Source organism: Sphingomonas pituitosa NBRC 102491 (genome assembly GCF_001598435.1).
In the GTDB taxonomy this organism is placed as follows: domain Bacteria; phylum Pseudomonadota; class Alphaproteobacteria; order Sphingomonadales; family Sphingomonadaceae; genus Sphingomonas; species Sphingomonas pituitosa.
This window is the reverse complement of sequence record NZ_BCYY01000001.1, coordinates 33,361-53,740: the sequence shown is the minus strand read 5'-3', so window position 1 is coordinate 53,740 and position 20,380 is coordinate 33,361. Positions and strand designations below refer to the sequence as shown.

Sequence of the window (20,380 nt, the reverse complement as noted above, 5' to 3'; positions counted from 1 at the left end):
TTAAAAGCGGGGCTCATGCGACTGAACTTTTTGCTCATTGGTGTGAGCCTCGTTTCCCTCGGGGCACCGGCGTTCGCCCAGACCGCGCCCAGCGGTCGTCAGGATGTGCCCTCCCCGGGCGCGAAGACTGCGGCGCCGACCACGACGCTGCAGGACGCGCTTGCGCAGGCCTATGCAACCAATCCCGATCTCCAGTCGGAACGCGCCAACCAGCGCGCCAATGACGAGAATGTTCCGATCGCGCGTTCGCAGGGGCTGCCCGGCCTGAACGCCACCGGCGGCGCCAATGACAGCCTGTATAATACCGATGCGACCGCGCTGACGCCATCGCGCCAGGCGCAGCTGGGGCTCAACCTGTCGCAGCCGATCTACAATGGCGGTCGGATTCGGAATTCGGTGCGGGCGGCAGAGGTGCGGGTGAACGCCGGCCGGGCCAACCTGCGCGGCACCGAAGCGGACATCTTTACCCAGACGGTCACCGCGTATCTCAATGTCATCCGTGACGAGTCGATCGTTCGCCTCAACCAGGAAAACGTGCACGTCCTCGAGGTGAACCTTCAGGCGACACGCGACCGGTTTCAGGTGGGCGACCTGACCCGTACCGATGTCGCCCAGTCCGAGGCGCGCCTCGCGCTCGCCCAGTCCCAGCTGCGCAGCGCCGAGGCGCAACTGATCGGCAGCCGCGAAACCTATATCCGCGTGGTAGGCACCCCGCCGGGCGTGCTCGCACCGCCCCCGCCGCTGCCGAACCTGCCGGAGGACGTGCAGACGGCAGAGCAGGTGGCGCTCGCCAACAACCCGTTCCTCGAAGCCGCCCAGCTCGCTCGTGACGCCACGCGCTACGATACGCGAGTCGCGCAATCTGGCCGCCTGCCGCAGGTGAGCCTGGGACTAGGCGGGAATTATTACAACTATCTCGGCTCGGTCGGCTCGATCGGTCAGCGTGCGGGCCTCAACCCGAACGGGACCAACGCCACGGTGGGCGTGCAGGTAACGCTGCCGCTGTTCCAGGCGGGGCGCCCCGCCGCGCAGGTCCGCCAGGCCCAGGCCCGCGAGGGCGCGGCGATCGAGCAGGTGACGCTGACCGAGCGCGGGGTGATCGCACAGGCGCGCTCGGCCTATGCCAGCTACCAGGCGGCGCTGCGCGTGATCGAATCGTCGCGCACCGCAGTACAGGCCAACCAGCTCAGCCTGGAAGGCGTGCGTGCCGAGAACAGCGTCGGCACCCGCACCATCCTCGACATCCTGAACGCCGAGCAGGAACTGCTCAACTCGCAGGTCCAGTATGTCACCGCCGAGCGGGATGCGTATGTCGCTGGCTTCAGTCTGCTTGCGTCGATGGGTCGCGCGCAGGCCAAGGATCTCAGCTTCGACAGCCGCCTTCTCTACGATCCGAGCGTCAACTACGCTCGGGTGCGCAACCGCATCAATGACTGGCGCGACGACAAGACGCCGCGGCCGGTAGGCACTACCACGCGCACCACGGCGGCTCAGGGCGCCGAGGTAATCGGGGTGCCGCTCGATCCCACGCTGCGGCGTCCGGTTGACAGCGACCGGCCGAATCCCTGATTGAGGGAGCTCGCACTCGAACGCCAGGATGGACGCGATGGGGAATGCCAGCAGCGAGCCGTCGATGGAGGAGATCCTCGCATCGATCAAACGGATCATCGCCGATGACGAGCCCGGCGCGTTCGCCCGCGGGCGTCCTTTGCGCGCGGTGCCCGAGCCTGAGCCCGAGGACAGACCATCGGCAACGCTGCCGCCCGAAGACGTTCTCGAGCTGAGCGAGCCGATTGCAGAGGCGGTGGTTTCGGGACCGGCGGCGGCTGTTGCGGCGGCAGACCCCATCCTTTCCGATCGTGTCGCCGAGGCAAGCCGCGAAAAGCTGGAGGCCTTGTCGCGGCTGGTGGTGAAGCCGCAGGTGCCGGGCTCGGATACGCTCGAAGGGCTGGTGCGAGAAATGCTGAAGCCGATGCTGCGCGACTGGCTAGACGAGAACCTGCCGCAGCTCGTCGAGCAGATCGTCTCCCGTGAGATCGCGCGGATCACCGGCAGCCGCTGATCGGCAATCGCCCGATTGTATCGGGCGATACCTTCCGGCTATCGTGGCCGCCATGAAGCAGTTCCTCGTCGCGGGCGTCGCGCTCGCCGCCATCGCAGCGCCGGCTTCGGCGCGAGACCTCACCATTCAGGACGTCGTCGGCCTCTCCCGCGTGGGGGCGCCCGCCGTGTCTCCCGATGGCCATTGGCTCGTCTGGCAGCAGCGCGAGACCGACCTTGCGGCCAACAAGGGCCGGTATGACCTGTGGCGTCTCGACCTGACCGCCAAGGGCGCCAAGCCCGAGAAGCTCGTCGCCGAGCCCCTGGTCAACGAAACCGCGCCGCAATTCTCCGCCGATGGCAAGACCGTGTGGTTCCAGGCCGACAAGGGCGGCGAGGACGCGGTGTGGTCGGTTGCGATCACCGGCGGCACGCCCACCCAGCGGACCCATATCCAGGGCGGGTTCAGCGGCTTCAAGGTCTCGCCGGACGGCTCGAAGCTGCTCGTCTGGGCGGACCGCAAGCCCGGCGCACCAACCGTCACCCCGGCGATGGAGAAGAAGGATCCGAACGCAGGTTCCGGTCGTGTCTACCAGCAGTTGTTCGTGCGCCACTGGGATACATGGGCCGACGGCACCCGCTCGCAGCTCTTCGTCCTGCCGTTCGGCCCGCAGGGCGCAACCGGCGACGGCGTCGCGATCGAAGGCGGGCTGGTCGGCGACACGCCTTCCAAGCCCTCGGGCGGCGGCGAGGAAGTCGCCTGGAGCGCCGACGGCAAGACGATCTATTTCGCGCTGCGGGAGGCGGGGCGCATCGAGTCGCTCTCGACCAATCTGGACATCTTTGCAGCGCCTGCCGATGGCTCCTCGGCCCCGGTGAACCTCACCAGGGGCAATGGCGGCATGGACAATCTGCCGACGCCGTCGCCGGACGGGAAGTGGCTCGCCTGGTTTGCGATGGCGCGTCCCGGCTATGAGGCGGATCGCCAGGTGCTGATGCTCCGCAACCTTTCGACCGGCGAGGTCCGCGCGCTGACGGAAAAGTGGGACCGCTCGGTCGCCTCGATCGCATGGGGGCCGGATTCGAAAACCATCTACGTCACTGCGCAGGACGTGCAGGAAGAGCCCGTCTTCGCGGTCTCGCTCGACGGCAAGATCGAACGGCTCACCGAGCAGGGCAGCGTCTCGGCCGTGGTGCCGACCAAGGGCGGGCTCGTCTATACGATGAACAGCCTTACCGCGCCGGATGATTTCTACTGGCTGAAGGGCAAGAAGAGCACGCGCCTTACGGCGGTGAACGCGGAGAAACTCGCCGGCATTTCGATGCCCGAAGTCACCCGCTACAGCTTCAACGGCGCCAATGGCGACACCGTCTGGGGCTATGTCGCCAAGCCGGCGGAGCTGGCGGCAGACGCCAAGGCGCCGATTGCCTTCATCGTCCATGGCGGGCCGCAGGGCAGCATGGGCAACAGCTGGTCGTATCGCTGGAACCCGGCCGTATTCGCCGGCGCCGGCTATGCGGTGGTCGCGGTCGATTTCCATGGCTCGACCGGTTATGGCCAGTCCTTCACCGATGCGATCCGCAACAACTGGGGCGGCTGGCCGCTCGAAGACCTCAAAAAAGGCCTGAAGGCTGCCACCGATCGCTTTGATTTCCTTGATGGAAGCAGGGCCTGCGCGCTGGGCGCCTCCTATGGCGGTTATATGATGAACTGGATCGAGGGCCAGTGGCCCGATCGCTTCCAGTGCATCGTCCAGCATGACGGCGTGTTCGACGCCCGCGCCATGGCCTACGAAACCGAGGAGCTCTGGTTCGACGAGTGGGAACATGGCGGCAAGGCCTATTTCGAGGATCCAGCCGCGTTCGAGCGCTGGAACCCGGTCAACCATGTCGCCGCCTGGAAAACCCCGCAGCTGGTGATCACCAGCGAAAAGGATTTCCGCATCCCCTATACCCAGGGTCTGGCCGCGTTCACCGCGCTTCAGCGCCGCGAGATCCCGTCCAAGCTGCTCGTCTTCCCGGACGAGAACCACTGGGTGCTCAAGCCCAAGAACTCGCTGCAATGGTATGGCGAGGTACTCGGCTGGATGGACCAGTGGACGGGCAAGGCGGCGAAGTGAAGCCGGGGGAGGGGCTATGTCTCCCTCCCAACCATCTGTCATTCCGGCGAAAGCCGGAATCCATTGGGGCCGCCGGCGCGGCTATTTCTGGGGCGGAGTGGCGTCTGGATCCCGGCTTCCGCCGGGATGACGATTTGAGCGGTTACCCCAACACCCGCACCGGATCGCCTACCCGGATCAGCCCCGGCCGCGCCGGTGCCGAATAGAGGCCGTAACAGGCCGCAAACCGCTGCGCGACCGTGCGCAGGATCATCGGGTCCTTGGCCCCCGTATCCGGGTCGATGGTGACCAGCACGCAGCGCTGGATCGGATCGGCGCATTGGACGATCGCGCCGTCCTCGGCCGGGTCGCCGAACGCCAGGCGCAGGCCCTGCCACTGCTCGGGCAGGAGTTCGCTTTCGATCGTGACGTTGATGCGGAAGCGGCGCGGGTCGATCCGGCCGCCATGTGCCGCCTCGAGCGCGCGATGGCCGGCGCTGGTCTGGAGCGAGACCGGCATCGAATCGTAGACGCCGCGCGCCACCTGGATCAGCGACACGGGTTCGCGCGCCGCCTCCGTCAGATGTGCCAGCAAGCCGGCATCGTGGAGCGAGCGCACGCCGCCATCGGGTGCCTCTACCTCGATCGCGCTCGTCTTCGGCGCGGCGGCGTCGGCGAAGCGTGCCCGGTGCAACACCATGCCCGGCACTTCGCGCGCGGTAAGCCACGGAAAGCGCGTGCCGTTCGCCGTGCGGACAAAGGCATATTGGCGGTCGCCCTCGATGCCCTGCCAGTCCATTTCGGCCACCGCCAGCGCCTCGCCGGCCATGGATTTCACCGGGAAACGGGAGAGGGCGGAGACGTGGCCGACGATCATGGTCATTGCCCATCGCTAGCCAGCCTGACGCGTACTCGCAAATCTTCTGCGGCGTTCCGCTCTTGTTCTCACGGAACAAATGGAATACATGGCGGTCAACACAGTTGAACGCGGCGTGCAAACCCTCTAGCGACGAGGCTTCCCAATGGCAGCATCTCTCAAGGTGATCGACGGCAATATGGCCAATCCCACGGACAAGCAGAAGGCGCTCGACGCCGCCCTCGCGCAGATCGACCGCGCCTTCGGCAAGGGGTCGGCCATGCGGCTGGGCTCGAAGGAGACGATGCAGGTCGAGGCGATCTCCACCGGCTCGCTGGGGCTCGACATCGCGCTCGGCGTCGGCGGGCTGCCGCGCGGCCGCGTGATCGAAGTCTATGGTCCGGAAAGCTCGGGCAAGACGACGCTGGCGCTGCACGTGATCGCCGAGGCGCAGAAGAATGGCGGCGTGGCTGCGTTCGTCGACGCCGAGCATGCGCTCGATCCGGTCTATGCCAAGAAGCTGGGCGTCAACATCGACGAACTGATCGTCTCGCAGCCCGATACTGGCGAGCAGGCGCTGGAGATCGTCGACACGCTGGTCCGCTCGAACGCGATCGACGTGCTGGTGGTCGATTCGGTCGCGGCCCTGGTGCCGCGCGCCGAAATCGAAGGCGAGATGGGTGACAGCCATGTCGGGCTTCAGGCGCGCCTGATGTCGCAGAGCCTGCGCAAGCTGACCGGTTCGATCAGCCGCTCGCGCTGCATGGTGATCTTCATCAACCAGCTGCGCATGAAGATCGGCGTGATGTACGGCAATCCGGAGACGACGACGGGTGGCAACGCGCTCAAGTTCTACGCCTCGGTCCGCCTCGACATCCGCCGCACCGGCCAGATCAAGGACCGCGACGAGATCATCGGCAACGCGACCCGCGTCAAGGTGGTGAAGAACAAGGTCGCGCCGCCGTTCAAGCAGGTCGAATTCGACATCATGTACGGCGAGGGCATCTCCAAGATCGGCGAGATCCTCGATCTCGGCGTGAAGGCCGGGCTGGTCGAGAAGGCAGGTGCGTGGTTCAGCTATGACAGCATCCGCATCGGCCAGGGGCGCGAGAATTCGAAGAATTTCCTGCGCGAGAATGCGGAGGTCTGCAACCGGCTGGAAGCCGCGATCCGCGGCCGCACCGAGCAGGTCGCCGAAGGGCTGATGGCCGGTCCGGAGCCCGACGACGATATCTGATCGGCGGACCTTGGATACGGCGAGGTCCGCCGGGACGTGCGAGGTCACGTTTGGTGCGGACCTCGCCAACCGCCTGGTCGTCGCTCGGACCTTGCTGCGATCGGCATGGCCCGCGGCGGTGGAGCGGGACATGATGCGCGCGGTGGGGCGGACCCTTATGTACGCGCCACGCTCCGGCGGGCCGGTGGTGCTGCGACTGGTCGTCGATCCGCCCAACCTCCTGCTTCATTTCGCCGAGGGAGCGGGATTGCCCGATCCCTCGGGGCTTCTGCGGGGCGAAGGTCGACGCGGTCGGTATGTCTGTTTCGGTGCGCTGACTGCCGCGGATTATGCCCCGCTCCTGGCACTGATCGCCGCTGCTACGGGAAGCAGCGACACCGCGCGAGAAATTGACTTGGGTCACAAACCTAGCGCAACTGCCTGATCCGCGGGTCGTTCACTCCTCGTACGCTTGCGAGGATGCCCCATGACAGATCAGAACGACCGTAACGCCTCCGCCGGTGGCGAGACGCATCAGGTGACCGATGCCAAGCATCCGGTGCTCACCACGAACCACGGGACGCCGATCAGCGACAACCAGAACCAGCTGAAGGCCGGCGCCCGCGGCCCGGTGCTGATCGAGGACGAAGTCTTCCGCGAGAAGATGAACCACTTCGATCACGAGCGCATTCCCGAACGGATCGTCCATGCCCGCGGCTCGGCCGCGCACGGCTATTTCGAGGTCACCGACAGCCTCGCTGACGTCACCATTGCCGATCTGTTCCAGAAGAAGGGCCAGCGCACCGAGGTGTTCGTCCGCTTCTCCACCGTCGCGGGCGGTGCCGGATCGGTCGACACGCCGCGCGACGTGCGCGGCTTCGCGGTGAAATTCTATACCCGCGAGGGCAATTGGGATCTCGTCGGCAACAACATTCCCGTCTTCTTCATCCAGGACGCGATCAAGTTCCCGGACCTTATCCACGCCGCCAAGATGGAGGCCGATCGCGGCTACCCGCAGGCGGCGACCGCGCACGACACCTTCTGGGATTTCATCAGCCTGATGCCCGAATCGACCCACATGATCATGTGGGCAATGTCGGACCGCACGCTGCCGCGCAGCTTCGCGACGATGGAGGGCTTCGGCGTCCACACCTTCCGGCTGATCGACGCCGAGGGCAAGAGCACCTTCGTCAAGTTCCACTGGAAACCCAAGGCGGGCCTCGCCTCGACGATCTGGGACGAGACGGTCAAGATCGCCGGCGCCGACCCCGATTTCCAGCGCCGCGACCTCTTCGAACGGATCGACCGCGGCGATTATCCGACCTGGGAGCTCGGCGTGCAGCTGTTCGACGAGGATTTCGCCAACGCGCAGCCCTATGACGTGCTCGACGCGACCAAGCTGATCCCGGAGGAAGTGCTGCCGGTGCGGATCGTCGGCCGGATGGTGCTCGATCGCTATCCCGACAATTTCTTCGCCGAGACCGAACAGGCGGCGTTCGTGCCGAGCCATGTCGTGCCCGGCATCGGCTTCAGCAACGATCCGCTGCTTCAGGGTCGGCTGTTCAGCTATACCGACACGCAGCTGTCGCGGCTCGGCTCGGTCAATTTCCACCAGTTGCCGATCAACGCCGCCAAGGGCCGTACCGAGGCGGCGGGCTGCCCGTTCCTGAACCAGCAGCGCGACGGCCATATGCAGATGGCGGTGCCGAAGGGCCGCGCCAATTACGAGCCGAACAGCCTCGCCAGGGCCGGCGAGGAGGGCGGCGCGCGCGAGGACCCGGAGAAGGGCTACAAGACCTTCCCCTCCGAGGAGCAGGGCGAGAAGCTCCGGATCCGGCCGGAAAGCTTCGCCGATCACTATAGCCAGGCGCGTCTGTTCTTCCGCTCGATGGACCCGGCCGAGCAGGCGCATATCGCCTCGGCGCTGGTGTTCGAGCTGTCGAAGGTCAGCCTCGACCATATTCGCATCCAGATGATGGCGAACCTGCGCAACGTCGACGAGACGCTGGCCCAGCGCGTCGCCGACGGGCTGGCGATGGACCTGCCGGACGCGTCCCCCACGGCCGCGCCCGTGCTCGACATGGAGCCATCGCCGGCGCTGCGGATCATCCGCGGCTCGCGCGAAATCCACACGCTGGAGGGCCGCACCGTCGGCATCCTGTTCGCCGACGGCACCGATGCCGGCGAACTCGCCGCGCTGAAGGGCGCGGTGAAGGCGGCCGGCGGCAACGTGCTGACGATCGCGCCGAAGGTGGGCAACGTGCCCTTGTCGGACGGATCGAAGGTCGCCGCCGATGCCCAGCTCTTTGGCCAGCCCTCGGTGACGGTGGATGCCTGCGCGGTGATCCTCTCGGATGAGGCCGCGGCCAAGCTCGTCAAGGAAGGCGCCGCGGTACAGTGGGTGATGGACGCGTTCGGGCACCTCAAGGCGATCGGCGCCAATGCCGCCGCGCAGCCGCTACTCGACAAGGCGGGCGTGGAGCCCGACGAGGGCGTCACCGACCTCGAGGGCTTCGTCGAAGCCGCAAAGCGCCGCTATTGGGACCGCGAGCCGAACGTGCGCACGCTCGCCTGAACGGCACCCGCCCAGCTTGCGCGGCGGTCCGCCGTCGCGCAAGCTGCAGGCCTGTGCAGACAGCGGCGAGACCGCCGCGCCGATCGGAGGGGCTCTTGACCATCATCGTCCATCATCTCGAAAATTCGCGCTCGCAGCGCGTGCTCTGGCTGCTCGAAGAACTCGGGCTTCCCTACGAGGTGAAGCGCTACGAGCGGAACAAGGCGACCATGCTCGCCCCGCCCGAGCTCCGCCAAGTCCACCCCCTCGGCAAGTCGCCGGTCATCGAGGACGGCGGGACCGTGGTCGCCGAAACCGGCGCGATCCTGCAATATCTGGTCGACAAGGCGGAGGGGAAGCTGGGCGCGCCCGCGAACCGGGAAGATGCGCTGCGCTACCGCCACTTCCTGCATTATGCCGAGGGCTCGCTGATGCCGCCGCTGCTGGTGATGCTGGTGCTGGCCCGCGTGCCGTTCTTCGGCAAGCTGGGCCTCAAGAAGTTCCGCCCGATGGCGGAGGTGCATTTCGACTATGTCGAGGCCGAGCTCGCCAGCCGGCCCTGGTTCGCCGGCGAACACTTCACCGCCGCGGACGTGATGATGAGCTTCCCGATCGAAGCCGCCGTCAAGCGCGCGGGGATCCTGGAAGGCCGCCCGCACATCGCCGCGTTCCTGGAGAAGATCCACGCCCGCCCGGCCTATCAGCGCGCGCTGAAGGCAGGCGGGCCCTATGCCTATGCGTGATGCCGCCGGGAGCGCTCAGCTCCCGGCATAATCCTCGAACTTGCTGGCATCGTGCGGCCCCCCAGCGGGGAGCGGCCGCACGTCCGGCTCTGCTTCGTCGGGCGCGTCGAGCTTGCCTTCCCAGCGCGCGACCACCGCCGCCGCCACGGCATTGCCGACGACGTTGGTCGCCGTGCGCCCCATGTCGAGGAAATGGTCGACCGCGAGGATCAGCAGCACCCCCGCCTCGGGGATGTTGAAGTGCGCGAGCGTGCCGGTGATCACCACCAGGCTGGCGCGCGGCACCCCGGCGATGCCCTTGCTGGTGACCATCAGGATCAGCAGCATCTGGATCATCGTCGCCCAGTCGAGATGGATGCCATAGGCCTGCGCGATGAAGATCGACGCGAACGTCATGTACATCATCGAGCCGTCGAGATTGAACGAATAGCCGAGCGGCAGCACGAAGCTGGCGATGCGCGGCGGCACCCCGAACCGATCGAGCGCGTCGAGCGTGCGCGGATAGGCGGCCTCGGACGAGGCGGTCGAGAAGCCGAGCAGGATCGGGTCGCGGAGATAGCGGAACAGCAGGCCGGTGCGCGGGCCGATCACCAGGAAGCAGGCGCCGAGCAATACCGTCCACAAAGCGGCGAGGCCGAGATAGAAGCTGCCCATGAAGAAGGCGAGGTCGCCGACCACGCCCAGCCCCTTGGTCGCCAGCGTCCGCGCGACGGCGCAGAACACCGCGACGGGTGCGAACAGCATCACATAGCCGGTGACGGTCAGCATCACCGAGACGAGCGCTTCCAGCCCGCGCAGCAGCGGCTTGGCCTTGTCGCCCACCGCCGCCATGCCGACGCCGAAGAACAGCGAGAAGATCACCAGCTGGAGGATGTCGTTGCTCGCCATCGCATCAATCGCGCTGGTCGGCACGATATGGGTGAAGAACTTGGCAGCATCGAAGGCCGTGCGGTCGACGCCGCTCGAGGCGTTGGCCGGCGGCAGCGGCAGGTGCAGCCCGGTGCCCGGATGGAGCAGGTTGACGAGCAGCAGGCCGAGGGTCAGGGACACCAGGCTGGCGCAGACGAACCACAGGAACGCCTTCAGACCGACGCGCCCGATCGCGCCGCCGCCGCCCATATGGGCGATGCCGACGACCAGCGTGGAGACGACCAGCGGCGCAATGATCATCTTGATCAGATGGAGGAACATCTGGGTGGGGATGTCGAGACCATAGGCGATCCGCTCCAGCGTCGCCTTGCCGTCGTCCGTGCCCCCATAGCCGAGGTTGAGGCCCCAGCCGATCAGTCCGCCCAGCAGCAGCGCCGCCAGGATGAACCAGGTTAGTCGTTTACCCACTTTTGCTCCCCGAAGAATCGTCGCGGGAGGGAAGGGGATTGTTGGCCCCGGGTCAAGCCCGGTGGATCAGCCGAGCCTGGCGGCTGTCCCCCGCCAGCGCGCCAAAGCCACCACGCGGTCGTCCCTGGCTGCGCTCGCATTGCCGAGCTTCGCATGGATCTGGCTGCGCGTCGCCAGCGCCACCGGATCCAGCGGGCGATGGCGCAGCGACGCCTCGATTTCGGCAAGCGCCTCTTTGGCCTTGCCCTGGGCCAGCAATGCCGCGGCGAGGTCGCGGCGCACCGGATACCACCAGAGCGGCGGATCGGTCCATTCGGCGAGCGGCTTGGCTTCCTCGATCGCGGCGGCGCGGGCAAAGGCCTTGGCGGCGCGATCCGGGCGGTTGTCGAGCATCGCGGCGCGGCCCTCCAGCACCAGACGCGCAAGCCGTATCGCCGCCGTGGCGCTGCCGCCCAGCGGATCGTGCTTGACCCTGCCGGGCAGTGCCCGTGCTTCCGCCGCCACTGCGGCACGATCGCCTGCAAGCGCATAGGCCTCGCCGCGCGCATAATGCCAGAAGGCCTGGGCGATGGTCGCGTCCTTCGGCGGCGCGGCGATTGCAAGCGCCTCGGCAAGCGGGGCGAAGCGCGCGACAGCGATATAGCCTTGGCTAAGCACCACCTGCTGGAACGAATCGAGCTTGCGCGCGCGACCGCCCATCGCCACCAGCGGCCGGGCGATCGCCAGCCCGCGTACCGCATGGCCTGCCATCAGCGCACCGCCGATGCCGAACTGCACGTTGTGGCCGTGATAGGCGAGCGTCCACACCCCGTCCGGTTCTGCCAGCTTCAGCCGGCGGGCATTGGCGAAGCCCAGTTCTACTGCCTTCAGGTTCGCGGCCGCCGCATCCTCGTACCGGCCGACCCAGTAATAGGTGTGCGAGGGCATGTGGACGAGATGGCTGGCGGCCGGCGCGATGCTGGCCAATCGGTTGGCATAGGGCTCGGCACGCGCGGGGAAGCCGGCGATCTCCGTCGCGTGGATGTAGAAATGGATCGCGGGTGCATAGTCGGGATTGCGCCGGAGCACCGTCTCCAGCAGCGCCACGGGGCGCGCCATCTGGTCTGGCCTGGCGTCCGACGCGATCAGCAGCGCATCCGAGGCGACCACCGCGATCACATCATCGTCGGCGTAGCGGCGGGCGAGCGCGTCCATCGCATCGGCGAAGGCCTTGTTCCCCTGCTTGGCGTCTCCGGCATAGCGCAGCTTCATCGCCGCAATCAGCCGGCGTTCCTTTTCCGGGCCATCGGCGGCGAGGCGCTCGGCGTTGGCGGTCACTTCGGCCAGTCGCTTCCGTTCGGCCTCGTCGATCGGATAGTTGATGGTGGGGCCCGCCGCATAGGCCTCGCCCCAGCTGCACATCGCGCAATGGGGATCCAGCCGCCGCGATTCCTGCATCGCCGCGATCGCCGGCTTGTGGGCGAAGGCGTGGGCAAGCTGCATGCCGTTGTTGAAAAAGGCCTGCGCCTCCGCATTGCCGGTGCGGATCTGGAAACCGCCCTGGCCATAGCCGCTGAGGATCGCCGGCCGATCGCCGGTTTCCGCCGCATCGCCGCACCAGTGCGGGCTGAAGGGAAGACGCGCTGCACCCCCCGGCGGCGGCAGCGCGGCGCCGAGCAATAGCAATGCAGGTGCGATGGCAAGAACGCGCATGATGTAGGCCCCCGTAGCGGCGGACGCGAAACCCTTGCCGTCTGCCCCTGCTTCATCCTACCCGATCGGCTGTGAGGACGAAAGGCGAGGGGCGCAGGATGACGGCTTTGGGAATGACGCGGCGTAACCTGCTGGGGACGATGGCAGCGCTGCCGCTGCTGAGCGCTCCGGCCATCGTCCGCGCGGCGGAGCCCGACCTTGCACAGTTGCAGGACATGACTGGCGCTGCCCGCCCGATCGGCCAGGAGGAGCGTCGCGCGCGGCTGGCCAGGGCACAGGCGCTGATGCAGGCGCACGGTATCGGCGCGGTACTGATCGAGCCGGGGGCGAGCCTTGTCTACTTCACCGGCATCCGCTGGGGTCGCAGCGAGCGGCTGACCGCGGCGATCCTGCCGGCGGAGGGCGAGCAGTGCATCGTCACGCCGTTCTTCGAGGAGCCGCGCACCCGTGAGACGCTGGCGATCCCCGCCGAGGTGCGGGTGTGGCAGGAGGACGAGGATCCGCTGAAGCTGGTCGCCGGCTTCCTCAAGGATCGCAAGCTGGCGGCGTTGCCGGTCGGGATCGAGGAGACGGTGCGCTTCTTCGCGGTTGACGGGCTGCAGAAGAACGGGCTGCGGGTAACTTCGGCCAACAGGATCGTGCGCGGTTGCCGGATGATCAAGAGCCCAGCCGAGCTCGCGCTGATGCAGCTCGCAACCGATATCACCATTGCCGCCTATCGCTTTGTTTATGAACGCGTAGGAAAGGGCATGCGCCAGCGCGACGTCTCGGCGCTGATGGATGCGGCGACGCGCAAGCTGGGCGGCGATCCCGAATTCAGCATGGTGCTGGTGGGCGAGGGCGCGGCCTATCCGCACGGGACTAAGACGCCCTCGCCGGTGAGCGACGGCGCGATCGTGCTGATGGACTGCGGCTGCAACGTGATGGGCTACCAGTCCGACGTATCGCGCACCTTCGTCCATGGCAGCGCGACCGCGCGGCAGCGCAAGGTGTGGGACGCGGTGGCGAAGGGCCAGCAGGTCGCGTTCGCCGCCGCGAAGCTCGGCGCGCCGGCCGGCAGCGTCGACGATGCGGTGCGCGGCTATTACGCGTCGCTCGGCTACGGTCCGGACTACAAGCTGCCGGGCCTGTCGCACCGCACCGGCCACGGCATCGGCCTGGACGGGCACGAGCCGGTCAACCTGGTCCGCGGCGAGAAGACGCCGCTCGCGCCCGGCATGTGCTTCTCGAACGAGCCCGGCATCTACATCCCCGGCAGCTTCGGCGTGCGGCTGGAGGATTGCTTCCACATGACTGGAGCGGGGCCCAAATGGTTCTCGACCCCGCCGGTATCGATCGACCAGCCGATGGGGTGATGGCGAATGCGGAACGATCACGCGGATCGACGTGTTTCGCTTGAGCGAACGCCCGCACGCCCCTAAGTCGGCGTCATGACGTCGACCAATGATATCCGCCGCTCGTTTCTCGACTATTTCGAGGGCCAGGGCCACGCCCGCGTCCCCAGCGCGCCGCTGGTGCCGCACAACGATCCCACGCTGATGTTCGTGAATGCGGGCATGGTGCCGTTCAAGAACGTGTTCACCGGCCTGGAATCGCGCGCCTACAGCACCGCGACGAGCAGCCAGAAGTGCGTGCGCGCGGGCGGCAAGCATAACGATCTCGACAATGTCGGCTATACCGCCCGGCACCACACCTTCTTCGAGATGCTCGGCAATTTCTCGTTCGGCGACTATTTCAAGGAGCAGGCGATCACCCACGCCTGGACGCTCCTCACCAGGGTATGGGGCATTCCGGCCGAGAAGCTGACCGTGACGGTGTACCACACCGACGACCAGGCGTTCGACCTTTGGAAGAAGATCGCGGGCCTGCCCGATCACAAGATCATCCGCATCCCGACCAAGGACAATTTCTGGGCGATGGGCGCGGACGGTCCCTGCGGCCCCTGCTCGGAAATCTTCTACGATCACGGCGAGCACATCTATGGCGGCCCCCCGGGCTCGCCCGAGGAGGATGGCGACCGCTTCGTCGAGATCTGGAATCTCGTCTTCATGCAGTTCGTGCAGGAAAACGACCAGATCGTCGGCGATCTGCCGCGGCCGAGCATCGATACCGGCATGGGGCTGGAGCGCATCGCCGCCGTGCTCCAGGGCGTCCATAACAACTACGATATCGACACGTTCAAGGCCTTGATCGACCAGTCGGCGGCGCTGACCGGCACCACGGCCAGCGGCGACCAGGTCGCCAGCCACCGCGTGATCGCCGATCACCTGCGCTCGTCGGGCTTCCTCGTCGCGGACGGCGTGCTGCCGGCGAACGAGGGCCGCGGCTATGTGCTCCGCCGCATCATGCGCCGCGCGATGCGCCATGCGCATCTGCTGGGCGCCAAGGATCCGCTGATGCACCGGCTGGTGCCGTCGCTGGTCGCCGAGATGGGCGCCGCGTACCCGGAACTCGTCCGCGCGCAGCCGCTGATCGAGGCGACGCTGCTCCAGGAGGAAACCCGCTTCCGCCAGACGCTGGCCAACGGCCTGCGCCTGCTCGACGAGGCGACGGTGGGGCTGAAGGCCGGCGACACGCTGCCGGGCGCCACTGCGTTCAAGCTCTACGACACCTTCGGCTTCCCCTATGACCTGACCGAGGACGCGCTCCGCGCCAACGAGATCGGCATCGATCGCGCCGGCTTCGACGCGGCGATGGCCGAGCAGAAGCGCGCCGCCCGCGCCGCCTGGAAGGGCTCGGGCGAGAAGGCGTCGGAAGAGCTGTGGTATGATCTCGCCGACGAGCTCGGCAGCACCGAATTCACCGGCTATGTCAGCACCGAGGGCGAAGGCCAGGTGGTGGCGCTGGTCAAGGACGGCGCGCGGGTGGAGAAGGCGGTCGCCGGCGACACGGTGACCATCCTCACCAACCAGACGCCGTTCTACGGCGAGAGCGGCGGTCAGATGGGCGACGTCGGCGTGATCTCCAGCGACAAGCTGCGGGCGCTGGTCGACGATACGTCCAAGCCGCTCGGCCGGTTGCACGCGCATCACGCCAAGATCGAGAGCGGCGAAGTCGCGGTCGGCGACGCCGTCCACCTTTCGGTCGATGTCGAGCATCGCGACCAGGTCCGCGCCAACCACTCCGCGACCCACCTGCTGCACGCGGCGCTGCGCAAGCGGCTGGGCGGGCATGTCAGCCAGAAGGGCAGCCTGGTCGCGCCCGAGCGGCTGCGCTTCGACTTCTCGCACCCCTCGGCGCTGACGCCCGAGCAGATCGCACGGGTCGAGGCGGACGTGAACGCGCAGATCCGCCACAACGGCACGGTCGAGACGCGGCTGATGACCCCCGATGACGCGATCGCCGCCGGCGCGATGGCGCTGTTCGGCGAGAAATACGGTGACGAAGTCCGCGTGCTCTCGATGGGGTTGGGCGAGGACGCGTCCTACTCGGTCGAGCTGTGCGGCGGCACCCATGTCAACGCGACCGGGGATATCGCGATCTTCAAGATCGTCTCCGAAAGCGCGGTCTCCTCGGGCGTCCGCCGGATCGAGGCGCTGACCGGCGAGGGTGCGCGGCTGTGGCTCAATGCCCGCGACGAGCGCCTGCGCGAGGCGGCGGCCGCGCTCAAGACCGCGCCGGACGACGTGCCCGCGCGCGTCGCGGCGCTGGTGGAGGAACGTCGCAAGCTTGAGCGTGAGCTGGCCGAGGCCAAGAAGGCGCTGGCGCTCGGCGGCGGGGCAGGGGCTGCCCCGGCGGGTCCGGAGCAGGTCAACGGCATCGCCTTCGTCGGCCAGGTGCTCGACGGGCTCGAGGCGAAGGCCCTGCGCGGCGCGGTCGACGAGGCCAAGGCGCGGATCGGCAGCGGCGTGGTTGCCCTGGTCGCGGTGAACGAAGGCCGCGCATCGGTCGCGGTCGGCGTGAGCGAGGGACTCGGCGTCAGCGCGGTGGATCTGGTGAAGGTCGCGGTGGCCGTGCTCGGTGGCCAGGGCGGCGGCGGCCGCCCGGACATGGCGCAGGGCGGCGGTCCGGACGGAACCAAGGGTGCCGAGGCACTCGCGGCCGTGAAGGCGGCGCTGGCGGAAGCGCCCGTCGCCGCCTGATCCAGCGGGTCAGCGCCCGGGGGCGTAGCCGTCCTCGGGCAGCACCCAGATGGCCGACTGGCTCATCTCCGGGCGGAGCAGGCCGTCGATCGTCACGTTGACCGTCAGCTCGCCTGCGCCCGAATCACGGTAGCAGCGCTCATGGCCGGCAAGCGGCTGGAGCGCCTCTAGCAGCTTGGCGCGCGTGTTGGTCTCCAGCGCAGGGCTCAAGGCAGTGCCGTTGCTGGTCAGCTTGCCGGCATTGAAGTCCGCGGGGCGGATACGACTGCACACCGCACCGTCGCGCACTTGCCCGAACGTCGCATATTCCAGCACGATCAACGGCTCGCGGTTGACGATGCCGGTCACCTGCGCGTCGAAAGCGCCATCACCGCGCAAGGTATAGTGAACAATGGTGCCACACGTCCGGGCAGCACGATCGGGATCGATGCAGCGGATCCGTCCCGCCTTGGCCGGTGCCAGCGGATCGGGGGCGGCGTCGGCCTGGACGGGGGCGAGAAGGGCAAGGGCGAGGGTAAGCAGCATCAGGATAGGGCCTCGGTTGATTCGGGGCTCGCGTTCAGGCGGGAGCGGGTGAGGCGCGGTTCGCGCTGCAGCCCGGCGGCTTCCTTGATCGAGCGACGCATCTCGTCGCGCTTTTCGTGGATGGATGCAATCACCGGACCGACGCCGAGGCCGAGATCGACCAGCAGCGCCTCGGACAGTTGCAGCGAGCTTTCCAGCGTCTCGGGTACCGCGTCGGTCGCGCCAGCGCGATAGAGCTCGGCGGCATGGCCGGCGTCGCGGGCGCGGGCGATGATCGGCAGGCCGGGCACCCAGCCGCGCACCCGCTTGGTCAGCCGCACGGTGAGCACCGGATCGTCCATCGTCAGCACCAGCGCGCGGGCGCGGCCGAGCTGGAGCTGGTCGACCAACTCGCTGCGGGTGACGTCACCGAACAACACGTGGAAGCCGGCGCGGCGCGCGCGCACCACGGTATCGATATCGGCATCGACCGCGACATAGGGCTTGTCGTGCCGCCGCAGCATCTCGGCGACGGTGCGGCCGACGCGGCCGAAGCCGATCACCACCGTGCCGCCCTCCACCTGCGCGAGATCCTCGTCGGCGATCTGCGCACCGTTCTTGCCTTCGATCTTGCGCGCGGCCCCGCGACCGGCCTTGGCCAGCAGCGGCGTGGCGGTGAGGCCGATCGCGGTGACCGCACTCCAGAAGGCCGCCGTACCCGGCGCGATCAGCCCCGCGGCGCCGGCGACGCCGAGCACGATCAGCGTGGTTTCGGAAGGACTTGCCATCAGCACGCCGGTTTCCGCCGCAGTGCCCATGCGGGCACCGGACCAGCGCAGCAGCACGGTCGTCACCGCGACCTTCACGATCATGACCATCAGGCTGGCACCGAGCAACGCCGCCCAGTTCGCGGCGACGAAGCCGAGGTCGAGCTGCATGCCGACGGTGAGCAGGAACACGCCGAGTGCCAGCCCCTTGAACGGCGCGGTGATGGCTTCGACCTCGCCGTGATATTCGGTCTCGGCGATCAGCAGGCCCGCGATCAGCGCGCCGACGATCGGCGAGAGGCCGGCGGCGGTAGTGGCGAGGCTGGCGACGATCACGACGAGCAGGCTGGCGGCGAGGAACAGCTCGGGGCTCTTGGTGCGTGCAGCCTGCGCGAACATGCGCGGCAATACGATGCGGCCCCCGAGGAACAGCGCAGCCACGGTGGCCGCACCGATGCCGAGCGTCATGAGCAATTTGGTGACGCCGGTGCCATCCGGATTGGGTGCCATCGCGCCGAGGCCGAAGATGATCGGCACCAGCGCGAGATCTTCGAACAGCAGCATCGCGAAGGCGGCGCGGCCGACCGGGCTGGTGGTGCCCGCGATCGGGATCACCAGCGCCGTCGAAGAGAGGGCGAGCGCCAGGCCGAGCCCGATCGCGCCGCCGGTGCTGAGCCCGGTGAGATACAGGAGCGCCGCGAGGATCAGCCCCGAGCCGAACAATTCGGCGGCGCCCGTGCCGAACACCAGCGCGCGCATCGCCCAGAGCCGCTTGAACGAAAGCTCGAGCCCGATGGAGAACAGCAGCAGGATGATGCCGAACTCGGCGAACGGCTCGATCGAATGCGCGTCGGAAATGGTGAGGTAGTAGAGCCAGGGCGCTTGGCCCACGAGGCTGCCGAGGCCGAAGGGCCCGACCACCAGGCCGGCAAGGATGAACCCGATCACCGGGCTGATGCGAAAGCGCGCAAAGGCGGGGATGACGAGGCCCGCCGCGCCCAGGATCACCAGCGTATCGCTGAAGCCGTGATTCGACAGGCTCAGCATGCGGTTTCCTGACGGTGGGCGAGATGCGGGCAGAGAGGCTGGAAGGAAAAGAAGGGCCGATGGCCGGTGGCGGGTTTAGCTCGCTCGGTCATGTCCCCTAGAGACGATGCGAGGCCCGGCTTTGCAAGTAGAAAAGCCCGCCAGAGGCGGGCTTTTCCGTAGCTTTCCTGAGGGGAGGGCGGCTTACTGCCAGCTGCCCATCGCGGTTTCGAGGTTGACGCGGATCGCCTCGAAGAACTGCTCGGTGGTCATCCAGGCCTGGTCCGGCCCGATCAGCAGCGCCAGATCCTTGGTCATCTTGCCGCTCTCGACGGTCTCGACGCAGACGCGCTCCAGCGTCTCGGCGAAGCGGGTCACCTCGGGGGTGCCGTCGAACTTGCCGCGATACTTCAGGCCGCCGGTCCAGGCGAAGATCGACGCGATCGGGTTGGTCGAGGTCGCCTTGCCCTGCTGGTGCTGGCGATAGTGGCGGGTGACGGTGCCGTGCGCCGCTTCCGCCTCGATCGTCTTGCCGTCCGGGGTCATCAGCACGGAGGTCATCAGGCCCAGCGAGCCGAAGCCCTGCGCCACCTGGTCCGACTGGACGTCGCCGTCATAGTTCTTGCAGGCCCAGACGAACTCGCCGTGCCACTTGAGCGCCGAGGCGACCATGTCGTCGATCAGGCGGTGCTCGTAGACGATGCCGGCGTTCTTGTAATGGTCCTTGAACTCGGTCTCGAACACCTCGGCGAAGATGTCCTTGAAGCGGCCGTCATAGGCCTTGAGGATCGTGTTCTTGGTCGACAGGTACAGCGGCCAGTTGCGGCCGAGCGCATAGTTCATCGAGGCGCGTGCGAAGTCGCGGATCGACTCGTCGAGATTGTACATGCCCATCGCGACGCCCGAGGCCGGGAAGTCGAACACCTCGTGCTCGATCGTGTCGCCGTTCTCGCCTTCCCACTTCATGGTCAGCTTGCCCTTGCCGGGCACCTTGAAATCGGTCGCCTTGTACTGGTCACCGAAGGCGTGGCGGCCGACAACGATCGGCTTGGTCCAGCCCGGGATCAGGCGCGGCACGTTCGAGATCACGATCGGCTCGCGGAAGATCACGCCGCCCAGGATGTTGCGGATCGTGCCGTTGGGCGACTTCCACATCTTCTTGAGGCTGAATTCCTCGACGCGCTGCTCGTCCGGAGTGATCGTGGCGCACTTCACGCCGACGCCGTACTGCTTGATCGCATTGGCCGAATCGATCGTGATCTGGTCGTTGGTCTCGTCGCGCTTCTGCACCGAGAGATCGTAATACTTCAGATCGATGTCGAGGTACGGAAGGATCAGGCGCTCGCGGATCCATTCCCAGATGATCCGCGTCATTTCGTCGCCGTCGATCTCCACGACGGGCGTTGCTACCTTGATCTTCGCCATAAGCTCGCTTTCCTGAGACAGGTTGGTTCCCGGCAGCG

15 protein-coding genes are annotated in these 20,380 nt (G+C 67.3%); 9 read left to right on the top strand and 6 right to left on the bottom strand.

The window, feature by feature from the left end; all coding sequences use genetic code 11:
- Positions 1 to 15: 15 nt before the first annotated feature.
- From SPI01S_RS00210 to SPI01S_RS00200, 3 genes are all read left to right on the top strand, one after another.
- A complete protein-coding gene (locus tag SPI01S_RS00210) occupies positions 16 to 1,569 on the top strand; it encodes a TolC family outer membrane protein (protein ID WP_066716409.1) in 1,554 nt (517 codons plus the stop codon).
- 64 nt (positions 1,570 to 1,633) lie between these two features.
- Positions 1,634 to 2,062 (top strand): DUF2497 domain-containing protein, encoded by a 429-nt coding sequence (locus SPI01S_RS00205; protein WP_066717550.1) that lies wholly within the window; start codon positions 1,634 to 1,636, stop codon positions 2,060 to 2,062.
- Between the two features lie 52 nt (positions 2,063 to 2,114).
- A complete protein-coding gene (locus SPI01S_RS00200; protein WP_066716407.1) occupies positions 2,115 to 4,160 on the top strand; it encodes an alpha/beta hydrolase family protein in 2,046 nt (681 codons plus the stop codon).
- A gap of 142 nt (positions 4,161 to 4,302) precedes the next feature.
- Here SPI01S_RS00200 and SPI01S_RS00195 read toward each other — a convergent pair whose 3' ends face one another.
- Positions 4,303 to 5,022 (bottom strand): MOSC domain-containing protein, encoded by a 720-nt coding sequence (locus tag SPI01S_RS00195; RefSeq protein WP_066716404.1) that lies wholly within the window; start codon positions 5,020 to 5,022, stop codon positions 4,303 to 4,305.
- 139 nt (positions 5,023 to 5,161) lie between these two features.
- Between SPI01S_RS00195 and recA the strand changes: the two genes are divergently transcribed.
- The 4 genes from recA to SPI01S_RS00175 all read left to right on the top strand — a co-directional run bounded on the left by recA (position 5,162) and on the right by SPI01S_RS00175 (position 9,508).
- Positions 5,162 to 6,232 (top strand): recombinase RecA, encoded by a 1,071-nt coding sequence (recA, locus tag SPI01S_RS00190; RefSeq protein ID WP_066716402.1) that lies wholly within the window; start codon positions 5,162 to 5,164, stop codon positions 6,230 to 6,232.
- A gap of 130 nt (positions 6,233 to 6,362) precedes the next feature.
- The gene (locus tag SPI01S_RS00185) at positions 6,363 to 6,656 is read left to right on the top strand and encodes a hypothetical protein (RefSeq protein WP_245653406.1); all 294 of its coding nucleotides are present in this window, start codon (positions 6,363 to 6,365) and stop codon (positions 6,654 to 6,656) included.
- A 42-nt stretch (positions 6,657 to 6,698) separates the two neighbouring features.
- Positions 6,699 to 8,786: a catalase gene (locus SPI01S_RS00180; RefSeq protein ID WP_066716397.1), complete on the top strand. Its 2,088-nt coding sequence runs from the start codon at positions 6,699 to 6,701 to the stop codon at positions 8,784 to 8,786.
- A gap of 95 nt (positions 8,787 to 8,881) precedes the next feature.
- Entirely contained in the window at positions 8,882 to 9,508 is a 627-nt protein-coding gene (locus tag SPI01S_RS00175) for a glutathione S-transferase family protein (RefSeq protein WP_066716395.1), read from the top strand.
- 15 nt (positions 9,509 to 9,523) lie between these two features.
- On the opposite strand, the gene SPI01S_RS00170 is transcribed toward SPI01S_RS00175, so the two are convergent.
- Positions 9,524 to 10,846, bottom strand: a complete 1,323-nt coding sequence (locus tag SPI01S_RS00170; RefSeq protein ID WP_066716392.1) for a dicarboxylate/amino acid:cation symporter — start codon at positions 10,844 to 10,846, stop codon at positions 9,524 to 9,526.
- 66 nt (positions 10,847 to 10,912) lie between these two features.
- Positions 10,913 to 12,538, bottom strand: a complete 1,626-nt coding sequence (locus SPI01S_RS00165) for a tetratricopeptide repeat protein (RefSeq protein WP_245653405.1) — start codon at positions 12,536 to 12,538, stop codon at positions 10,913 to 10,915.
- Positions 12,539 to 12,636: 98 nt separating this feature from the next.
- On the opposite strand from SPI01S_RS00165, the gene SPI01S_RS00160 reads away from it, so the two are divergent.
- A complete protein-coding gene (locus tag SPI01S_RS00160; protein WP_245653404.1) occupies positions 12,637 to 13,893 on the top strand; it encodes a M24 family metallopeptidase in 1,257 nt (418 codons plus the stop codon).
- Between the two features lie 75 nt (positions 13,894 to 13,968).
- Positions 13,969 to 16,620 (top strand): alanine--tRNA ligase, encoded by a 2,652-nt coding sequence (gene alaS, locus SPI01S_RS00155; RefSeq protein WP_066716380.1) that lies wholly within the window; start codon positions 13,969 to 13,971, stop codon positions 16,618 to 16,620.
- Positions 16,621 to 16,629: 9 nt separating this feature from the next.
- On the opposite strand, the gene SPI01S_RS00150 is transcribed toward alaS, so the two are convergent.
- The 3 genes from SPI01S_RS00150 to SPI01S_RS00140 all read right to left on the bottom strand — a co-directional run bounded on the left by SPI01S_RS00150 (position 16,630) and on the right by SPI01S_RS00140 (position 20,342).
- Positions 16,630 to 17,145, bottom strand: coding sequence for a hypothetical protein (locus tag SPI01S_RS00150; protein ID WP_066716378.1), 516 nt, complete (start codon positions 17,143 to 17,145; stop codon positions 16,630 to 16,632).
- Complete coding sequence (locus SPI01S_RS00145) at positions 17,145 to 18,938, bottom strand: cation:proton antiporter domain-containing protein (RefSeq protein ID WP_066716376.1); 1,794 nt, start codon at positions 18,936 to 18,938, stop codon at positions 17,145 to 17,147. The genes SPI01S_RS00150 and SPI01S_RS00145 overlap by 1 nt, the downstream gene beginning before the upstream one ends.
- A 183-nt stretch (positions 18,939 to 19,121) precedes the next feature.
- Positions 19,122 to 20,342 carry an NADP-dependent isocitrate dehydrogenase gene (locus tag SPI01S_RS00140; RefSeq protein ID WP_066716374.1) on the bottom strand — a complete coding sequence of 407 codons (1,221 nt, stop codon included), beginning with the start codon at positions 20,340 to 20,342 and terminating at the stop codon, positions 19,122 to 19,124.
- Positions 20,343 to 20,380 lie beyond the last annotated feature (38 nt).